This window comes from Mycobacterium lacus (assembly GCF_010731535.1).
In the GTDB taxonomy this organism is placed as follows: domain Bacteria; phylum Actinomycetota; class Actinomycetes; order Mycobacteriales; family Mycobacteriaceae; genus Mycobacterium; species Mycobacterium lacus.
On the sequence record NZ_AP022581.1, the window covers coordinates 2,650,761 to 2,668,039 of the forward strand.

The window sequence follows — 17,279 nt, forward strand, 5'->3', positions numbered from 1 at the left end:
ACCGCGGATTCGCCTATCAGAACAGCCTTAACTTCGGGTTAGGCCGCCGAGCAGACGCAAAAGCCGCCGAATCCAAGGGATTTCGGCGGCTTTTGCGTCTCTTCGCGGGGGCTACTTCTTGGATTTGTCGCCCGCGGCATCGGTGGACAGCGCCGCGACGAACGCTTCCTGCGGCACCTCGACCCGACCGATGGTCTTCATCCGCTTCTTGCCTTCCTTCTGCTTCTCCAGAAGTTTGCGCTTGCGTGTAATGTCACCGCCGTAGCACTTCGACAGCACGTCCTTGCGGATCGCCCGGATGTTCTCGCGCGCAATGATTTTCGATCCGATCGCAGCCTGCACCGGCACCTCGAACTGCTGGCGCGGAATCAGCTCCTTGAGCTTGGTGGTCATCTTGTTGCCGTAGGCGTATGCCGAATCCTTGTGAACGATCGCAGAAAACGCGTCGACGGCCTCGCCCTGCAGCAGGATGTCGACCTTGACCAGTTGGGCCTCCTGCTCCCCCGCCTCCTCGTAGTCCAGGCTGGCGTAACCGCGGGTGCGCGACTTCAGTGCGTCGAAGAAGTCGAAGATGATCTCCCCCAACGGCATTGTGTAGCGCAGTTCGACCCGCTCCGGCGACAGGTAGTCCATTCCGCCCAATTCGCCGCGGCGTGACTGGCATAACTCCATGATGGTGCCGATGAACTCGCTGGGCGCGATGATGGTGGTCTTGACGACGGGCTCGTACACCGTGCGGATCTTGCCCTCGGGCCAGTCCGACGGGTTGGTGACAAGAATCGCGTTGTCCGCCCCGCCTTCCAGCACGACGCGGTACACGACGTTCGGCGACGTCGAGATCAGGTCCAGGTCGAACTCGCGCTCGAGGCGCTCGCGGGTGATCTCCATGTGCAGCAGGCCCAGGAAGCCGCACCGGAACCCGAAGCCCAGCGCGACCGACGTCTCCGGCTCGTAGGTCAGGGCCGCGTCGTTGAGCTGCAGTTTGTCCAGGGCGTCGCGCAGGTTCGGGTAGTCCGAGCCGTCGACGGGATACAGGCCCGAATAGACCATCGGCTTGGGCTCGCGGTAGCCCGTCAGCGCCTCCTTGGCCCCGTGGCGGGCCGTCGTCACGGTGTCGCCGACCTTGGACTGGCGGACGTCCTTGACTCCGGTGATCAGGTAGCCCACCTCCCCCACACCGAGACCCTCGCTGGGCTTCGGCTCGGGCGAGACGATGCCCACCTCGAGCAGTTCGTGAGTGGCGCCGGTCGACATCATCGCGATGCGCTCGCGCGGGGTGATCCTGCCGTCGACAACGCGGACGTAGGTCACCACACCGCGATAGATGTCATAGACGGAGTCGAAGATCATCGCGCGCAGCGGCGCGTCGCCATCCCCTTGCGGGGGCGGCACCTCATGCACCACATGGTCGAGCAGGTCGGCGACGCCCTCGCCGGTCTTGCCCGAAACCCGCAGCACGTCGCCGGGCTCGCAGCCGATGATGTGGGCGATCTCGCCGGCATAGCGATCGGGGTCCGCCGCGGGCAGGTCGATCTTGTTGAGCACCGGGATGATGTGCAGATCGCGGTCCAGCGCCAGGTAGAGGTTGGCCAGCGTCTGCGCCTCGATGCCCTGGGCGGCGTCGACCAGCAGCACCGCACCCTCGCAGGCCTCCAGCGCGCGCGAGACTTCGTAGGTGAAGTCGACGTGTCCCGGGGTGTCGATGAGGTGCAGCACGTAATCGATTCCAGCGACCCGCCAGGGCAGCCGCACGTTCTGCGCCTTGATGGTGATGCCGCGTTCCCGCTCGATGTCCATCCGGTCCAGGTACTGGGCCCGCATCGAGCGCTCGTCGACCACCCCGGTCAGCTGCAGCATCCGGTCGGCCAGCGTCGACTTGCCGTGGTCGATGTGAGCGATGATGCAGAAATTCCGAATCTGTGCCGGCGGGGTGAAGGTCATGTCGGCGAAACTGCTGATGGGAATCTCCTGGTTGAGCGGTTGCGAGTATGCCCAGCGTATCCGTGCAGAACAGCCCGGACACAATCGCTGGTCCGGATGCGCGTCTATGCTGCGAACATGGCGTCCGCCGGGAAGTCACAATGGAAGACGCTCCGGCGCTTGGCGGAAAACCTGGTGAACGGGGCACCGAAGGTCGCCCGCCAGCTGCAGAATTCGCAGACCGTGCTGCGGGAACTCCAGCACGCCGTGAAGATCACCGCGAACATCATGGCGATGGGTCTCCCGCCACCACCGGCCGAGGTCACCGCGGGTCGCCCGGTGACCAGCACGAGTTTCCCCACCGCGCAGCGCGCCCGCAAGGTGGTCTACGCCCCGAACCTCGATGGCCGGGCCGACCCCGGGGAGATCGTGTGGACGTGGGTGGTCTACGAGGACGATCCCACCCGTGGCAAGGACCGGCCGGTCCTCGTCGTGGGTCGTGACCGTAACGTCCTGCTGGGACTGATGGTGTCCAGCCAGGAGCGCCACGCCGCCGACCCGGACTGGGTCGGGATCGGCTCCGGCATCTGGGATTACGAGGGCAGACAGAGCTGGGTGCGGCTGGACCGGGTGCTCGACGTGCCCGAGGAGAGCATCCGGCGCGAGGGCGCGATCCTGGAACGCGAGGCCTTCGATCTCGTAGCCGCCCGGCTGCGCGCCGACTACGCCTGGCGCTGAGCCGCCACCGAGCGTGCAATCACTGCGAAAATGTTCGGCGACGCTGAACCTCAGCCCTGAGTGATGTAGGACTGCAGCTGCTGCTGCTCGGCCTCGAGCTCGCCCATTCGCGTCTTCACCACGTCGCCGATGCTGACGATGCCAATCAGCTTTCTCCCGTCCAGCACCGGCACATGACGCACCCGGTTTTCGGTCATCAGCACGCTGATGCTGTCGACCGTGTCCGATCTGGTACAGGTGGCAACGTTGGTGGACATGATCTTGGAGACGGGACGCGACAGCACGCTGGCGCCATGCGTGTGTAGCTGGCGCACGACGTCGCGTTCCGAGACGATTCCGACGACGCCCTCCTGGTCGATCACCACCATGGCGCCGATGTTCTGTTCGGCGAGGCCGGCCAGCAGTTCCCGGACCGTCGCATCAGGGTTGATCGTTACCACCGCCGCCCCCTTGTGCCGCAAGACGTCCGCGATCCGCATCAAGCCCTCCTGCCGGTTGTGATCCGATTCACACCAGGCTACGGCTAACTCACGCGGCGGGAAAGACAACCCGCAAGACGCGGCGCCTACCGGCCCCGCGGCGGACCCCGGCCAGCACGGCGGCTCACCCGCATCGCGAGGCCGAATCCCCTTTCCCGACAGGCGAATCGGTCGATTGGGCCACCTCGCGGGCATTGGGCTTGCAAGGATAGGACCATGATCGAGATCACCTTGCTCGGAACCGGTAGCCCCATCCCCGACCCGAACCGCGCCGGGCCGTCGACCTTGGTGCGGGCCGGCGGCCAGGTGTTCCTGGTGGATTGCGGGCGCGGCGTGTTGCAGCGCGCGGCGGCCGTCGGCGTGGGCGCGGCCGGGTTGTCGGCGCTGCTGCTCACGCACCTGCACAGCGACCACATCGCCGACCTCGGCGACCTCCTCATCACGCGCTGGGTCAGCACGTTCGCGCCCGATCCCGCTCCCCTGCCGATCATCGGGCCGCCGGGAACCGCGGAGGTGGTGGAGGCGACGCTGAAAGCATTCGGCCACGACATCGGCTATCGCATAGCCCACCACGCCGATCTGACCGCGCCGCCGGCGGTCGAGGTCCACGAGCACACCGAGGGCCAGGTGTGGGACCGCGACGGCGTGTTGATCCGGGTGGCGTCCACCGACCACCGGCCGGTAGCGCCGACCATCGGGTTCCGAATCGAAACCGGCGGAGCCTCCGTCGTGCTGGCCGGCGACACCGTGCCCTGTGCCGGCCTGGACGAACTGGCGGCCGGCGCCGGCGCATTGGTACACACCGTGATACGCAAGGACATCCTCAGCAACGTCGGCCAGCAGCGCATCAAGGACGTCTGCGATTACCACTCGTCGGTGCAGGAAGCGGCGGCGACCGCGGCCCGCGCGGGTGTGGGCGCCCTGGTCTTGACGCACTATGTGCCCGCGATCGCGCCGGGGCAGGAGGACCAATGGCGGGCGCTGGCCGCGACCGAGTTCAGCGGACCGATCGAACTCGGCGACGACCTACACCGCGTCCAGGTGCACGCGCGACAGTAGCGCGCCCGCCGCGACCAGCCAGGCCAGCGCCGAGACCCGGGCGATCGGCAGGATCGCGCCCAGCTCCGGCCAGGCCAACACCAGCGTCGCCGCTTCGGCGAGGGCGGCGATGGTCAGGCCGGTCCAGGCCACCGGTCTCGGCAAGAACCCGCAAGTGAGGCCGGGCAGCGCCACACCGGCCACCAGCAGCCCGAGGGCCACGATGTGCCCCGGGCCGCCGACCAGGAACACCAAGAGGTAAATCGCCCGAACCAGCGCGGCGTCGGCGCCAACCTCCGGTCGCGTCAACGTCCAGCCGAGCAAACCGGCCAGCCCCAACGCGCCCGCCGCCAGCGTGCCGCCGGCCAGCGCGAGGGCCGCCGCGGGCCCCGTCGCTCCGAGCTGCCGCAACCGGGTGGCGGCGGCCGCGGCGTAGACGGCCAAGGGCACCGACGACCCGAACACCGCGACGGCAATGACTTGCACCGCGGCCGGCCGGGCGCGGACGTACGCCACGACCGCGGTCGCCGGCCCGTAGGGCAACGGCAGCACGCCGCCCAGTGCGACGCCGATGGCAAGTCCGCCGAAGAGCAGCCCGATACAGATCGAGGCAAGCAAGGCCAGTCCGCCTCGTTGGCGCCGACTCGAACCGGTCCTACCAGCCAAACCGTTCACAGTGCCCATGTTGCCGCCGGACAGCGCGAGCGGACCCGATTTAACCGAAACGCAGGTTGTGGGCCCGGCGAACTTGGCTTAGGCCAAACGGGTGATCTCTACGACGACATCGAGGTCGGTGACACCCTCCCCGGAGTAAATGCCTTTCATCGGGGACACGTCGGCGTAGTCGCGGCCGGCACCCACGCTGATGTATTGCTCGGTGATCTCGGTGTCATTGGTGGGATCATAGGCCCACCAGCCGCCCGTCCAGGCTTCGATCCAGGCGTGGCTGCGGCCGTCGACCGTCTTTCCGATGACGGCGTTGCGCTTCGGGTGCAAATAACCGGACACATACCGTGCGGGAATTCCCATGCTGCGCAGCACCATTAGCGACAAATGCGCGAAGTCCTGGCACACGCCCTTGCCCTTCTCCAGTGCCTCCAACCCCGACGAGTGCACACCGGTGGTGCCGCGAATGTAGTCCATCTCGCTGCGCGCCCACCGGGCCGCGGCCGCGACGGCTTCGCACGGGTCGTGGTACTTGGCGATCCGCCTGCCCACGGCCGCAACGCGTTTGCTTGCCGGGGTGTAGTCGGTGGCCCGCAGCACTTCGTCGAACCGATCGATCACATCCGCCGATTGCAGGTCTTCCCAGGTGACCTTTGCCACCGGTGGCTCGGGGCGCTCGGTCTCGACGACCGACGAGGATGTCACCGTCAGTTCGGTGTGCGGCGCATGCAGGTCGAACGCCGTCACGGCGGTACCCCAATAGTCGATGTAGCGGTAGGAGCGGGTCGCCGGAATGGTCTCCACACGGTTGAGGATGACGTTTTGCCGGGTGTTGGATCGCGGCGTCAGCCTGGCCTCGTTGTAGGAGGCCGTCGCGGGGGACTGGTAGATGTACCCGGTGGTGTGTACCACCCGCATCCGCCACATCAGGATTCTCCCTGCCTGGTTACCAGTCGGCCGCGCTCGCCCGCGTCCGACCAGGCCACCCAGGGCGCGGCGTGGAAATACTGCAGCGCCAAGGCATCTCCCACATCACGGCAGGTTCTCTGCAAGCCCGCCAACCGGGTTTCCAACGTCTCGAGCAACGCACCGGGTTGCACGAATTCCAGTTCGCTGCGCGCCTGCCCGAGCAGCCGCTGCGCTTCCACGGTCGCCCCAACCCGGCTCTGCGGATTGTGCAACAGCTCGTCGAGGTTGTGCTCCGCCAGCCTCAGCGAATAGAACACCGAGCGCGGGAACAGCCGATCGAGCATCATGAACTCGACCACTCGTCCCGCATCCAACACGCCACGGTAGGTACGCAGATACGTGTCATGCGCACCGGCCGAACGCAACAGCGTCACCCACGCCGGGGATGACGCACTGTCCCCCACCCGCGACAGCAACAGCCGCACCGTCATATCGACCCGTTCGATCGCGCGACCCAGCAGCATGAAGCGGTACCCGTCGTCGCGCGAGAGCGTCGAGTCGGCCAAGCCGGCGAACATCGCGGCACGACCCTCGATGAACGACAAAAACTCGTGCGGCCCAAGGCGTTTGGCGGCACGTTCGCGTTCCGCGAGGGCATGGTATGTCGTGTTGAGGCACTCCCAGGTCTCGCTGGACGTGACTTCCCTTGCCGACCTTGCGTTTTCCCGCGCCGCGGAGATGGCGTCGACGATCGAGCAGCCGCCCGAGGTGTTGGAGCGAAACGCCACCAGGTCGGTCAGCGACCACACATCCAGGGCGTGATCCGGAGGCTCGATGCCGAGCACCCGCAATAGCAGCCGGGAAGCGTGGTCAGGATCGACGCTGGAGTCCTCGAGCAATTGGTGCACGGCCACATCGAGAATGCGCGCGGTATCGTCGGCGCGCTCCACGTAGCGACCGATCCAATACAGTGCCTCGGCATTGCGCGCGAGCATCAGTGGATGGCCTTCTGTTGTTGCTGCTGCTGCGGTTGCTCATCCTGCGGCTGCGAAATCGGCTGCACCTGCTGCGGTGGACCCGACCCGTCGAGTGGACGCTCGGGCAAAGACTGCGGCAGCGCGCGCACAACCTGCGCGGCACCGAGTTCACGCTCGCCGGCCGCCGCGCGCGGCGCCAGCACCCAGGTGTCCTTCGAGCCGCCGCCCTGGCTGGAGTTGACCACCCGCGATCCCTCGACCAGCGCCACGCGGGTCAGCCCGCCCGGCAGCACCCACACCTCGTTGCCGTCGTTGACCGCGAACGGCCGCAGGTCGACGTAGCGGGGCGCCAGTGTGCTTTCGACCTGGGTCGGCACGGTCGACAGCTCCATCATCGGCTGGGCGATCCAGCTTCTGGGATCGTCTCGGATCTTCTTGGCGACGGCCGCGAGTTCCTTCTCGGAGGCTTCCGGGCCGAACACGATGCCGTAGCCGCCCGACCCCTCGACCGGCTTGAGGACCAATTCACGGATTCGGTCCAGCACCTCTTCACGTTCGTCATCCAGCCAACAACGGAAGGTATCCACGTTGGCCAGCAGCGGCTTTTCGCGCAGGTAGTACTCGATCATGGTCGGCACATAGGTATAGACAAGTTTGTCGTCGCCGACGCCGTTGCCGATCGCACTGGAGATGACGACGTTGCCGGCGCGCGCGGCGTTGACCAGACCGGCCACCCCGAGCACCGAATCGGCACGGAACTGCAGCGGGTCCAGGAAGGCATCGTCGATGCGCCGGTAGATGACGTCGACCTGGCGCTCCCCTTCGGTGGTACGCATGTATACCTGGTTGTCGCGGCAGAACAGGTCGCGGCCCTCGACCAGCTCGACACCCATCTGGCGGGCCAGCAGCGAATGTTCGAAGTACGCCGAGTTGTGCACCCCCGGAGTCAGGACGACCACCGTCGGATCCGCCTCGTTGGTGGCCGCGGAGTTGCGCAGCGCCCGCAGCAGGTGCGATGAGTAATCGTCGACCGCCCGTACCCGGTGGGTGGCGAACAGGTTCGGGAAGACCCGCGCCATGGTGCGCCGGTTCTCCATGACGTAGGAGACCCCCGACGGCGACCGAAGGTTGTCCTCGAGCACCCGGAAGTTTCCGCGGTCATCGCGGATCAAGTCGATGCCGGCGACGTGGATTCGCACCCCGTTGGGCGGGACGATGCCCACGGCCTGGCGGTGGAAGTGTTCGCAGGAGGTCACCAGGCGGCGCGGGATGACGCCGTCGTGCAGGATCTCCTGATCGCCGTAGATGTCGTCCAGGTACATCTCGAGAGCCTTGACCCGCTGGGTGATGCCGCGCTCCAGCCGGCTCCACTCCGCGGCCGAGATCACCCGGGGCACCAAGTCGAGCGGGAATGGCCGCTCCTGGCCTGACAGCGAGAACGTGATGCCCTGGTCGATGAAGGCTCGGGCCAGCGCCTTCGCCCGGGCCTTCAGATCCGACGCGTCCGAGGGCGCAAGCTCGGCGTAGATGCCCTTGTATGGGCCGCGGACATTGCCCGCGGGGTCGAACATCTCGTCGAAGGCCATCGAATAGCCCTCCGACGTGTTATACCCGCCGAAGATGCGCTCGGTACGGGCGCGCGACCGTGGTTGAGTCCGTTCGAGCGGGCTTGGAAGGCTCACCTGTGACATGCTGCCTCAATCTGGCCGTTTCAGCAGGCCAGGGGTGCCGCTTTTGTCGGAAATCGTAACCGACTGATAACCTGGGCAGCCGAACCAACGCCTGCCGTCAGCCGAATCGACTCAAGGGAACTCAAGCGTGGCCAACATCAAGTCGCAGCAGAAGCGCAACCGTACCAACGAGCGCGCCCGGCTGCGCAACAAGTCGGTGAAGTCCTCGCTTCGCACCGCGGTCCGCGCGTTCCGCGAGGCGGCCCAGTCCGGCGACAAGGAAAAGGCCGCGGAATTGCTGGTGTCGACCAACCGCAAGCTGGACAAGGCTGCCAGCAAGGGTGTGATCCACAAGAACCAGGCGGCCAACAAGAAGTCGGCGCTGGCCAAGTCCCTGAACGCGCTCGGCTGACCCGTCAGCTCCGGTCGGCCGCTAGTTCGGCGATTTTTCTGACCGCCGATTCCAGCGCGTAGTCGGCGTCCGCGACCGCGCCCTTGACGTTCGCGTTGAGTTCCGCCACCACTTTCATCGCGGTGGCCACCGTGTCGCGCGACCATCGCCGGGCCTGCTTCTGGGCCTTCTGAACTCGCCAGGGCGGCATTCCCAGCTGCGCCGCCAGGCGGTATGGGTCCCCCGACTGGGGCCCCACCCGGCCGATGGTGTGCACGGCTTCGGCCAGCGCGTCGGCCAGCACCACCAGCGGCTCGCCGCGCATCATCGCCCAGCGCAGCGACTCCGTGGCGCCCGCCACATCGCCGGCCACGGCCTTGTCGGCGATGTCGAAGCCCTTCACCTCTGCCTTGCCGCTGTGATAGCGACGCACGGCGGCGGCATCCACGCGACCGGCGGTATCGGCGGCCAATTGTGAACAGGCCGAGGCGAGTTCCCGGATGTCGGAACCAACGGCGTCCAGCAGCGCCGTCACCGTCTCCTCGTCGACCTTGACGCGCAACGAGCGAAACTCCCCGCGGATGAAGTCGGCGCGCTCGCTGACCTTGGTGATGCGCGCGCACGGATGCACCTGCGCGCCCAGCCTCTGCAACTGGGTGGCCAACCCTTTGGCGCGACCACCGCCCGAGTGGACCACCGCGAGCACGGTGCCCGGCGGCAGGTCGGCCGCGGCCGAGGCGATCAGTGCGGCCGCCTCCTTGCCGGCCTCGGCGGCGGCCTCTAGGACGACGAGGCGCTCCTCACCGAACAGGGACGGGCTCAGCAGCTCGGCGAGCTCATAGGTACCGACGTCGCCGGCCCGCGTTCGGCTCACCGGGACGTCGGACGTGCCTGAGTCGGCGCCTGCGCGCTTCCGGACCGACCCCAGCACCTCCGCCACAGCCCGCTCGACCAGGAGTTCCTCGTCCCCCAGGATCAGGTGCAGCGACGCGACGTCGTTCACCCCACGATCCTGTCACGGGCCTCCGACGAGCCCCGACAGTGACCAGGCCAGGATGCACGCGATGGCCACCCCGAGGGCTGAACTGGTCACCACGCGAAACCACCGCCAGCGCCACAGCGAAACCACGAGCACCGACAGGCCGGCGACCACCAGCACGCCCGGAAGACCGGCGGGAACCGGCACGGTCGCCGCGGGCATTCCGGCGGCCCAGTGCGCCACCCGCAACACCCACCACAGCTCGGGCCCGGTGAAACGGATCAGCAGCTGCGCGCCGGCCGGCCACGCGACGACCAACACGGCCGTCGCGGTGCCCAGCACGGTGATGGGTGCTATCACGGCAGCCACCGCGAGATTGGCGGCCACCGCCACCAGGCTGACCCGGCCCGAGATGCCGGCGACCAACGGGGCGGTCACCACCTGCGCGGCCCATGCGACCGAAAGGGCGTCCGCTAGCGGCTTGGGGCAGCCGCGGCCGACCAGGCGCCGCGACCAGATCGGCGCGATGACCACCAAAGCGGCCGTCGCCACCACCGACAGCGCAAAGCCGATGTCGACGGCCAGCTGCGGCGCAATGGCCATCAGCAGCAATACGGTGGCCGATAGGGCCGGAATCGCTTGCCGCCGACGCGAAGACAGCATCCCGGCCAATGCGATGGCGCCCATCACGGCCGCCCGCATGACGCTGGCCGTCGGCTGCACGACGACGACAAAAGCGATCAGTGCCACGGCGGCCATCGTCACGGCCGCGCGGGGCCCGAACAGCCGCGCCGAGAACAGCACCGCAGCGCAGACGATGGTGACGTTGGCCCCCGACACGGCCGTCAGATGCGTCATGCCCGCCGCGCGGAATTCGCGGCCGGTTTCGGTCGTCACCGCCGAGGTATCACCGAGCACCAGGGCGGGCAGCATCGCAGCCTGATCGGCAGGCAGCACCCCGCGAGCTGCGGCGGCGAAACGACCGCGGACGGCGTGCGCGGCCCGTTGCACCGGCGCGGCCCGGCCCATGGTCGGCCGGCCCGTCGCGTTGAGCACCGCGACCGTCAGGTCACGGCGGGCGGGCCGGGTGATGCGCGCCGTGAACCGCACTGGCTGGCCCACCATCAGCTCGCCGTAGTCCGACGCGCGCGCGAAAACCACTACCCGTCCGGAGGTCTCGTCGTCGCGCAGCCGCTGCAGCGTCGCCCGGAACATCAACCGGCCGCGCCCCAACGACAGCGGGCTCTCGCTGGGGGTTACCGTCACCGGGGCGGAGGTGCCAAACGCCTCGGCGATCGGGTGGTGACCGACCGAGTCGGCACGCATCGCGACCGCGAGCCCGAACCCCGCGCCCACCACGCCGATCCCCACCAACCCGGCGCTGATCGCACGCAGCCGCGGCGCTCGCCGCGGCTGGCGCGTCGCGCGCCACCACAACGCCCCCGATGCGGCGGCCAATGCGCCGCAGCACGACGCGAGCGCACCGCCGATGGGCCACACGATCCCGCCAGCGGTCACCGACCAGCTGGTCAATGCGGCCGGGACCAGGCGCACGTCCAGGTGCGCCACCGCCGATTCGCCGGAGCCCGGGCGGCGCACCGAGGTCACACACGAACGAGGGCACGCAGCTTGTCGAGCCGCGCCGGGCCGATGCCGTCGACGTCGGCGAGTTGGTCGACGCTGGTGAACTTGCCGTTGTGCTGGCGCCACGCCACGATCGCGGCGGCGGTGACGGGCCCGACGCCGGGCAGCGTGTCGAGTTGCTCCACGGTCGCGGAATTGAGGTCAAGCACGTCACCCGGCTGCGGCCTGCCCGAGGTGCCGGGGGCAGCGGGCGGTCCAGATACCGGCCCCGAGGCCGTGCCCGCGCTCACCGAACTGCCCAGGGCCGTGGGCTGCCCCGACGCAGGAGCGAGCCCGACCACGATCTGCTCGCCGTCGCCGACCTGGCGGGCCATGTTCAGCCCGATCGTGTCCGCGCCGTCGATCGCGCCGCCGGCCGCCTGCAGCGCGTCGGCGATCCGCGCGCCCGGCGCCAGGGTGACCAGTCCAGGGGTGTGCACCAGGCCCACCACGCTGACCACCACGGGACGGTCCGGGCCGGCACCCGGGCTTGCCGACGACCGGGGGCTCGTCCCCGAAGCCGGTGAAACCCGTTCCACCGAAGGAAGTTTGGCCGACATCACCGGGGCGGGCCGATCGCGCACCAGGGTGAATATGGTGACCAGCACCGCGAGGGCGGCCACCACCGCCAGTGCAATGGCACCCGCCCGGCCGGGATCGGCACGGACCCTGGCCACCCAGCCCGTGCCACGCGGCGTGTCCGGAAGCCAGCGCGGCAGCAGCGAGTTCGGGCCTTCGTCCGGGTGCTCGGATTCTGCGGCGTCCAGATCGGGACACGAGTCGGCATCGGGGTCGGCACCGAGCCGTCGGCGCAGGCGCTCGGCGGGAAGTTCTGTTCGCATGCGCCGACCGTAGGCGCGGCGACCGTCATGACGGCCCCACCGGGCGGGCTCGCAATGCCTGCCTGTGGATCAACCCGAGGCTGTGCACAGGCGCGGGCAACGAAGTCAACGAGGTGTTCTTCTGCGACGTTCGGGTGCCCGCCGATCAGCTTGTCGGACAGGAGAACCACGGTTGGACATACGCGAAGTTCCTGCTCGGCAACGAACGCACCGGCATCGCGGACGTGGGTCGCACCAAGGTGCGCCTCGCCCAGGTGAAGAAGCACGCCGCGCACACCGGACTGCTCGACGATCCCCTGTTCGCCGCGCGACTGGCCGAGGCCGAAAATGAGCTGCTGGCACTGGAACTCACCCAGGCCCGCGTGGTCTCGAGTTCCGCGGACGGTAAGCCCAACCCGGCGTCGTCGGTGCTCAAGTTGCGGAGCAGCCAATTGCAGCAGGTAGCAACCGAATTGCTGGTGGAGGTGGCCGGACCGGATGCGCTGCCGGTCGACGGAGATGACCTCGCTTCTCCCTACTGGGCGCGAACCAGCGCCCCGCACTACCTCAACTACCGCAAGACATCCATCTACGGCGGCAGCAACGAGGTGCAGCGCAACATCATCGCATCCACCATTCTGGGCTTATGAGCATGTTGGGATTGTGAGGCAGTCATGGACTTTCAGTGCAGTGATGAGCAGACGCTGCTCGCCGACACCACCCGCGAACTACTGTCTCGCAGCTACGACGCGGAGAGCCGCAACAAGGTGATCGACACCGAACTCGGCTGGAGCCGCGAGGTGTGGAGTCAGCTCGCCGACACCGGCATTCTGGGCCTCGGGTTCGAGCCGGTCGAGGCGGGCCAGATCGAGATCATGCTCGTGCTCATCGAAGTCGGGCGTCGGCTGGCGCCCGAACCCATCGTGCATGCCGCACTGGCGCCCGGCACGATCATCGCCGAGCTCGGCACCGAAGCGCAGATACAACTGCTGGACGATGTCGCGGCCGGCCAACGACTGCTGGCGTTCGCCCACCTCGAACCCGGCCATCTCCTGCCTACCGCCGATGTTGCCACCAAGGCTGTGCGGCAAGGAGATTCGTGGACACTGACCGGACGCAAGAACCCGGTGCTCGCCGGTGACTGCGCCGACACGGTGGTGGTCAGCGCCGCGTTGCCGGACGGTGGCACCGGGTTGTTCCTGGTCGATGGAGCCGCCGTAAATCGGCACCAGTACCCGACATTCGACGCTCAGCGCGGCGCCCAGATCGATCTGGACCGAACACCCGCCGAACCGCTCGGCGATGGGCCCAGAACTCGGGACGCCACCACCGCCATCCGCGACGCCGGCATCCGCATCCAGTCGGCGCTGTGCTCCGAGGCCGTCGGAGCGATGGAGGAAGCCCTCCGCCTCACCACCGATTACCTCAAGACGCGCAAGCAATTCGGCGTCACGCTCAACAACTTCCAGGCGCTCACCCAGCGCGCCGCCGACGTGTATGTGTCGCTGGAAATGGCCCGCAGCATGAACCTCTATGCCGCAATGTCGATCGCCGACGGCAACCTTGACCCGGTGATCGCGTCGCGGGCGAAGCTGCAAATCGGTCGGTCGGGCCGCCATATCGCACAGGAATCGATCCAGTTGCACGGTGGCATCGGCATCACCGCGGAGTATCCCGTCGGCCACTACGCCGCCCGGCTCACCGCGATCGAGCAGACCCTGGGCTCCACACACGACCACCTGCAGGTCCTCATCGACCACATCGCCGACTACGAGCTGGCCAGGCTGTAGTCGGTGGCCGGACTCTGCTTGCACTACAACGTGATCCGTAATGAGTGATCCGTGTGGACGATAGCTCGGCCCGGTCGGCTGTCCCGGCCCGAGCCGTCACGATGCGCAGCAGCCGACACGAGACCGCGACCCATGCGGGCGCCGCTCTGGATAGCACGGCGAACTTTCCCACCCATAACCGAGCGCGTGCTAGGCCACAGGCATTGCAGGGCCGCCGGCTGTCGTGACCGCCGCCAACACGAGGCGCCAAAGTCGTAATCACGCCAGGCCGCGGTTAGTCTGGGAGCAACCGATAACTGGGAGGTTTAGGTGAGTAACGGTGAACCGCAGCAGCCCACTGCTCCGCCGCCCAACACGCCGCCGGCCCACGAACCCAAGCCCCCGCCACCGCTGATCCGGTGGGAGACCGAAGTGAGCACCCGGGGCGAGCCTTCTTCACTGGGGGGGCGGCGATCGATGTCGTACGGAAGCTGATTCACGGCGACACCAGCGACGGATGAGCAAGGAAGCGAATGGGGTGCGTTCATCGCGAAGAACTCGACCGGGAGTATGACCGGCGCGACAGATTGAATACGCGCTCGGCTACTGCGATAACCAGCGCTACGACGCTAGTAACCGTCTCATTAGCCGTTGTTGCCGTGTTGAAGGGCCAGCACTTCACAGTGTCGGGAGTCCTCAAAGTGGGATCCCTGCTGGGCGCGGTGCTGTTGCTATTGGCTGCTGCGGTGTTGAGCATTCTGGCGGGCTGAGCGCAGTGTCGTGCGATGTCCCCTTGGGGCGCGGACCGCAGGCCGGACCATCAAGATCTGCGCTTGGTCGATCAGACAGCGACCCCATCGGCGGGTCGCGCTTTAGAATTCGAACGCGCTCTCGGCGGGAACATCGCTGACAAACGCCGCATCTAGGCGTCCCACCAAACGGGAGTCCTTGGCGCACAACCGGTTAGCGGCCGCCAACGTCGACGCCCGGTGCGTGCCCAGGTACAGACTGCCCAACACGTCGATACCCATCTCGATCTCGGCCGCCGCATCCGTCGGTGTACAACGCGCGCGGCCGTCGCGGATCTCCAGCGCGAATCGGCCACCATCGGATACGCCGACCACCGTGGCGAGATCCCCGGCATAGCCGCGTGCCTCGAGGGCGGCCGGCACATCCATGAGCCGCAGCCACAGGCCGTCCTGGCGCCAGGTACTGCGGGCCAGCCGGGCATCGGTGAGCAGGTAGGGCAACGGGTCCTCCGCATGGGTGACGATGCTGACCCGCTCCATCGAGTCGAGCCCCAGCAGTGCTCGCCACAACGCGCCGTGCGCGTCGGCGGTAATGGCCCGCAGCTCGTCGACGCGCGCCCGCTTGAGATCGGTACGATCCACCCGATACAGCGCGTAGCCGTCGGGGTGCAGTAACGCGAAGGATTCACGGTCCCCACCGGGCGAGGCACTACATTCGGCCAGCAGCTCGTCCCACAGCACCGGCGGGCGCAGCAGCCCGCCGGGCACCCGCAGGCGCCAGCGCTCGTAGATAGCCGCGAACTCGTCGCGGTGCTCGGCCGGTCTGACCAATCGGACCGCACCGCCGTCGGGTGCGTCGGCGCGCAGGCGGGCGAAGCGCCGGTCGACCGTCAGCTCATGCAGGACAGTGGCGGGCCCGTAGCCGAACCGGCCGTAGATGCCGCCCTCGCTGGCATACAGCGCGGCCAGCGGGTACCCGGAATCGGCTATGCGCCGGTGCAATTCGGTGCACATGGCGCGCAGCAACCCGCGTCGGCGATGCGTCGGTGCGACGGCCACGAAGCTGAGACCGGCCGTCGGCAGCACCGTTGCACCCGGCACCGTCAGCCGCAGGTCCAGATACAGCGCCATCCCGACCAGGTCGGAGCCATCACGGACCACCACCGCGCCGTCGGTCGGCACCAGGGACCGCCACGCGTTCGCCGCCTGGGGACCGATGAAATCGGTGAAGCTGGCCCCGGCTAGGAAGTACATTCCCGGCCAGTCATCCTCGGTCGGACTGCTAACACGCAGGGTCACGGCATCCGACTCTGGCACACACCCGCGCCCGCGCGCATCCGAATATCGCCGCGATAATGACTCCCGTCGCACCGCCGAAGGAGCACTCGATGGGAACAACCAGCGCAGACCGTCCGCTGCGCGTGATCCAGTGGACGACCGGGAACATAGGACGGCGATCGCTGCACGCCATCATCGGAAGACCCGACATGGAGCTCGTCGGCGTGTATGCACACGGGCCGGACAAGGTCGGCGTTGACGCCGCCGAGCTGGCGGGCTGGCCGGAGCCGACCGGCGTGCGCGCCACCAACGACATCGACGCGCTGCTCGCGCTGGGCGCCGACGCATGTTGCTATAACCCGTTGTGGCCCAACATCGGCGAGCTGGTGCGCTTGCTGGAGTCGGGCGTCAACGTGTGCTCCAGCGCCGCCTGGATCACCGGCGGCAAGCAGACACCTGCGGACCGCGAACGCATCATCGCCGCCTGCGAGCGCGGCGGCTCGACGATCTTCGGCAGCGGCGCACATCCCGGGATGTCGAACCTGGTCGGCATGGTGCTCAGCGCGGCCTGCGAGCGCGTCGACGAGATCCGCATCACCGAGTCGGTGGACTGCTCGACCTACGAGTCCGCGGAAACCCAGACGGCGATGGGGTTCTCACAAGATCCCGACACGCCGGGGCTGGCCGAGAGCGTGCGGGCCGAAAGCGAGGTCTTCGCTGAGTCGGCGGCGATGATGGCCGATGCGATCGGGGCACGGCTGGACCGCATGACGTTCGACGTCACCTTCACCGCCGCCACCGCCGACACCGATTTGGGCTTCATGAAGATCCCGGCCGGAACCGTCGGCGGCGTCTACGGCTACCACCGCGGCTGGGCCGGTGACCGCAACGTGGTCAGCGTCGGATTCAACTGGGTCATGGGCAATCACGTGGTTCCGCCCAAGCCGCTCGAGCACGGCCACGTGATCCAAGTTTTTGGGTTGCCCAACATGCGCACCGTCCTGCACTGCCTGCCGCCGCGGGATTGGCCCGAGCCCGGGTTCATGGGCCTGGGCATGATCTACACCGCGATGCCGGTCACCAATGCGGTGCCCGCGGTGGTGGCCGCCAAACCCGGGATCGTGACGCTCGCCGATCTGCCGCCCATCACCGGCCGCGTTGCCCGCTAGGTCGTTCGCCGCTTGACGGGACCCCGAGGAACGCATCCGTGCACTAAGGTCTAGGATGCTTAGCCGAGCAAATATTCTGCCGGCTGCGGTGACGCAGAAAGCA

At 67.8% G+C, this 17,279-nt stretch carries 14 protein-coding genes and 2 pseudogenes; 6 read left to right on the top strand and 10 right to left on the bottom strand.

The genetic code is table 11. The annotated features are described in order from the left end of the window. Window positions 1-111: 111 nt before the first annotated feature. Window positions 112-2,080 (bottom strand): annotated as a pseudogene (gene lepA / locus G6N24_RS12125) (translation elongation factor 4). On the opposite strand from lepA, the gene G6N24_RS12130 reads away from it, so the two are divergent. After that, window positions 2,059-2,658: a type II toxin-antitoxin system PemK/MazF family toxin gene (locus G6N24_RS12130; RefSeq protein ID WP_085162980.1), complete on the top strand. Its 600-nt coding sequence runs from the start codon at window positions 2,059-2,061 to the stop codon at window positions 2,656-2,658. The pseudogene lepA and the gene G6N24_RS12130 sit on opposite strands and share 22 nt — an antisense overlap. A gap of 50 nt (window positions 2,659-2,708) precedes the next feature. Here the strand turns inward: G6N24_RS12130 and G6N24_RS12135 are convergent, their stop codons facing one another. Next, entirely contained in the window at window positions 2,709-3,137 is a 429-nt protein-coding gene (locus G6N24_RS12135; RefSeq protein ID WP_085162909.1) for a CBS domain-containing protein, read from the bottom strand. A 216-nt stretch (window positions 3,138-3,353) separates the two neighbouring features. Here G6N24_RS12135 and G6N24_RS12140 point away from each other — a divergent pair, with 216 nt between their 5' ends. After that, a complete protein-coding gene (locus G6N24_RS12140) occupies window positions 3,354-4,196 on the top strand; it encodes a ribonuclease Z (protein ID WP_085162910.1) in 843 nt (280 codons plus the stop codon). Here G6N24_RS12140 and G6N24_RS12145 read toward each other — a convergent pair. The 4 genes from G6N24_RS12145 to G6N24_RS12160 all read right to left on the bottom strand — a co-directional run bounded on the left by G6N24_RS12145 (window position 4,164) and on the right by G6N24_RS12160 (window position 8,418). Further along, window positions 4,164-4,793 (bottom strand): hypothetical protein, encoded by a 630-nt coding sequence (locus tag G6N24_RS12145; RefSeq protein WP_232070543.1) that lies wholly within the window; start codon window positions 4,791-4,793, stop codon window positions 4,164-4,166. The genes G6N24_RS12140 and G6N24_RS12145 overlap by 33 nt on opposite strands. Window positions 4,794-4,928: 135 nt before the next feature. Next, window positions 4,929-5,768 carry a transglutaminase family protein gene (locus G6N24_RS12150; RefSeq protein WP_085162911.1) on the bottom strand — a complete coding sequence of 280 codons (840 nt, stop codon included), beginning with the start codon at window positions 5,766-5,768 and terminating at the stop codon, window positions 4,929-4,931. Next, window positions 5,768-6,745, bottom strand: a complete 978-nt coding sequence (locus tag G6N24_RS12155; RefSeq protein ID WP_085162912.1) for an alpha-E domain-containing protein — start codon at window positions 6,743-6,745, stop codon at window positions 5,768-5,770. Before G6N24_RS12155 ends, G6N24_RS12150 begins: the two co-directional genes overlap by 1 nt. Further along, window positions 6,745-8,418 carry a circularly permuted type 2 ATP-grasp protein gene (locus tag G6N24_RS12160; RefSeq protein WP_085162913.1) on the bottom strand — a complete coding sequence of 558 codons (1,674 nt, stop codon included), beginning with the start codon at window positions 8,416-8,418 and terminating at the stop codon, window positions 6,745-6,747. The genes G6N24_RS12155 and G6N24_RS12160 overlap by 1 nt, the downstream gene beginning before the upstream one ends. 127 nt (window positions 8,419-8,545) lie before the next feature. On the opposite strand from G6N24_RS12160, the gene rpsT reads away from it, so the two are divergent. After that, window positions 8,546-8,809 (top strand): 30S ribosomal protein S20, encoded by a 264-nt coding sequence (gene rpsT / locus G6N24_RS12165; RefSeq protein WP_085162914.1) that lies wholly within the window; start codon window positions 8,546-8,548, stop codon window positions 8,807-8,809. 4 nt (window positions 8,810-8,813) lie between these two features. Here rpsT and holA read toward each other — a convergent pair whose 3' ends face one another. Genes holA through G6N24_RS12180 form a run of 3 tightly spaced genes read right to left on the bottom strand, consistent with a single transcriptional unit; the run spans window position 8,814 to window position 12,232 of the window. Further along, window positions 8,814-9,773 carry a DNA polymerase III subunit delta gene (holA, locus tag G6N24_RS12170; protein ID WP_139822635.1) on the bottom strand — a complete coding sequence of 320 codons (960 nt, stop codon included), beginning with the start codon at window positions 9,771-9,773 and terminating at the stop codon, window positions 8,814-8,816. 30 nt (window positions 9,774-9,803) lie between these two features. Continuing rightward, a complete protein-coding gene (locus G6N24_RS12175; RefSeq protein WP_232070801.1) occupies window positions 9,804-11,336 on the bottom strand; it encodes a ComEC/Rec2 family competence protein in 1,533 nt (510 codons plus the stop codon). Between the two features lie 35 nt (window positions 11,337-11,371). Beyond that, entirely contained in the window at window positions 11,372-12,232 is an 861-nt protein-coding gene (locus tag G6N24_RS12180; RefSeq protein WP_085162915.1) for a ComEA family DNA-binding protein, read from the bottom strand. 95 nt (window positions 12,233-12,327) lie between these two features. Between G6N24_RS12180 and G6N24_RS12185 the strand changes: the two are divergent. Both G6N24_RS12185 and G6N24_RS12190 read left to right on the top strand, forming a co-directional pair. Then, a pseudogene (locus G6N24_RS12185) lies at window positions 12,328-12,861 on the top strand (acyl-CoA dehydrogenase family protein); the annotation flags it as partial. A 24-nt stretch (window positions 12,862-12,885) separates the two neighbouring features. Further along, window positions 12,886-14,001: an acyl-CoA dehydrogenase family protein gene (locus G6N24_RS12190; protein WP_085162916.1), complete on the top strand. Its 1,116-nt coding sequence runs from the start codon at window positions 12,886-12,888 to the stop codon at window positions 13,999-14,001. 851 nt (window positions 14,002-14,852) lie between these two features. Here G6N24_RS12190 and G6N24_RS12195 read toward each other — a convergent pair. After that, a complete protein-coding gene (locus G6N24_RS12195) occupies window positions 14,853-15,983 on the bottom strand; it encodes an enhanced intracellular survival protein Eis (RefSeq protein ID WP_407938710.1) in 1,131 nt (376 codons plus the stop codon). A gap of 134 nt (window positions 15,984-16,117) precedes the next feature. Between G6N24_RS12195 and G6N24_RS12200 the strand changes: the two genes are divergently transcribed. After that, a complete protein-coding gene (locus G6N24_RS12200) occupies window positions 16,118-17,176 on the top strand; it encodes an NAD(P)H-dependent amine dehydrogenase family protein (RefSeq protein WP_085162982.1) in 1,059 nt (352 codons plus the stop codon). Window positions 17,177-17,279 lie beyond the last annotated feature (103 nt).

Bases quoted from the DNA above. Each gene is read 5' to 3' on its own strand.
- G6N24_RS12200 (WP_085162982.1), top strand. From the start codon at position 16,118: ATGGGAACAACCAGCGCAGACCGTCCGCTGCGCGTGATCCAGTGGACG.
- G6N24_RS12195 (WP_407938710.1), bottom strand. From the start codon at position 15,983: ATGTACTTCCTAGCCGGGGCCAGCTTCACCGATTTCATCGGTCCCCAG.
- G6N24_RS12135 (WP_085162909.1), bottom strand. From the start codon at position 3,137: ATGCGGATCGCGGACGTCTTGCGGCACAAGGGGGCGGCGGTGGTAACG.
- G6N24_RS12190 (WP_085162916.1), top strand. From the start codon at position 12,886: ATGGACTTTCAGTGCAGTGATGAGCAGACGCTGCTCGCCGACACCACC.
- G6N24_RS12130 (WP_085162980.1), top strand. From the start codon at position 2,059: ATGGCGTCCGCCGGGAAGTCACAATGGAAGACGCTCCGGCGCTTGGCG.
- G6N24_RS12160 (WP_085162913.1), bottom strand. From the start codon at position 8,418: ATGTCACAGGTGAGCCTTCCAAGCCCGCTCGAACGGACTCAACCACGG.
- G6N24_RS12150 (WP_085162911.1), bottom strand. From the start codon at position 5,768: ATGTGGCGGATGCGGGTGGTACACACCACCGGGTACATCTACCAGTCC.
- G6N24_RS12155 (WP_085162912.1), bottom strand. From the start codon at position 6,745: ATGCTCGCGCGCAATGCCGAGGCACTGTATTGGATCGGTCGCTACGTG.
- G6N24_RS12180 (WP_085162915.1), bottom strand. From the start codon at position 12,232: ATGCGAACAGAACTTCCCGCCGAGCGCCTGCGCCGACGGCTCGGTGCC.
- G6N24_RS12140 (WP_085162910.1), top strand. From the start codon at position 3,354: ATGATCGAGATCACCTTGCTCGGAACCGGTAGCCCCATCCCCGACCCG.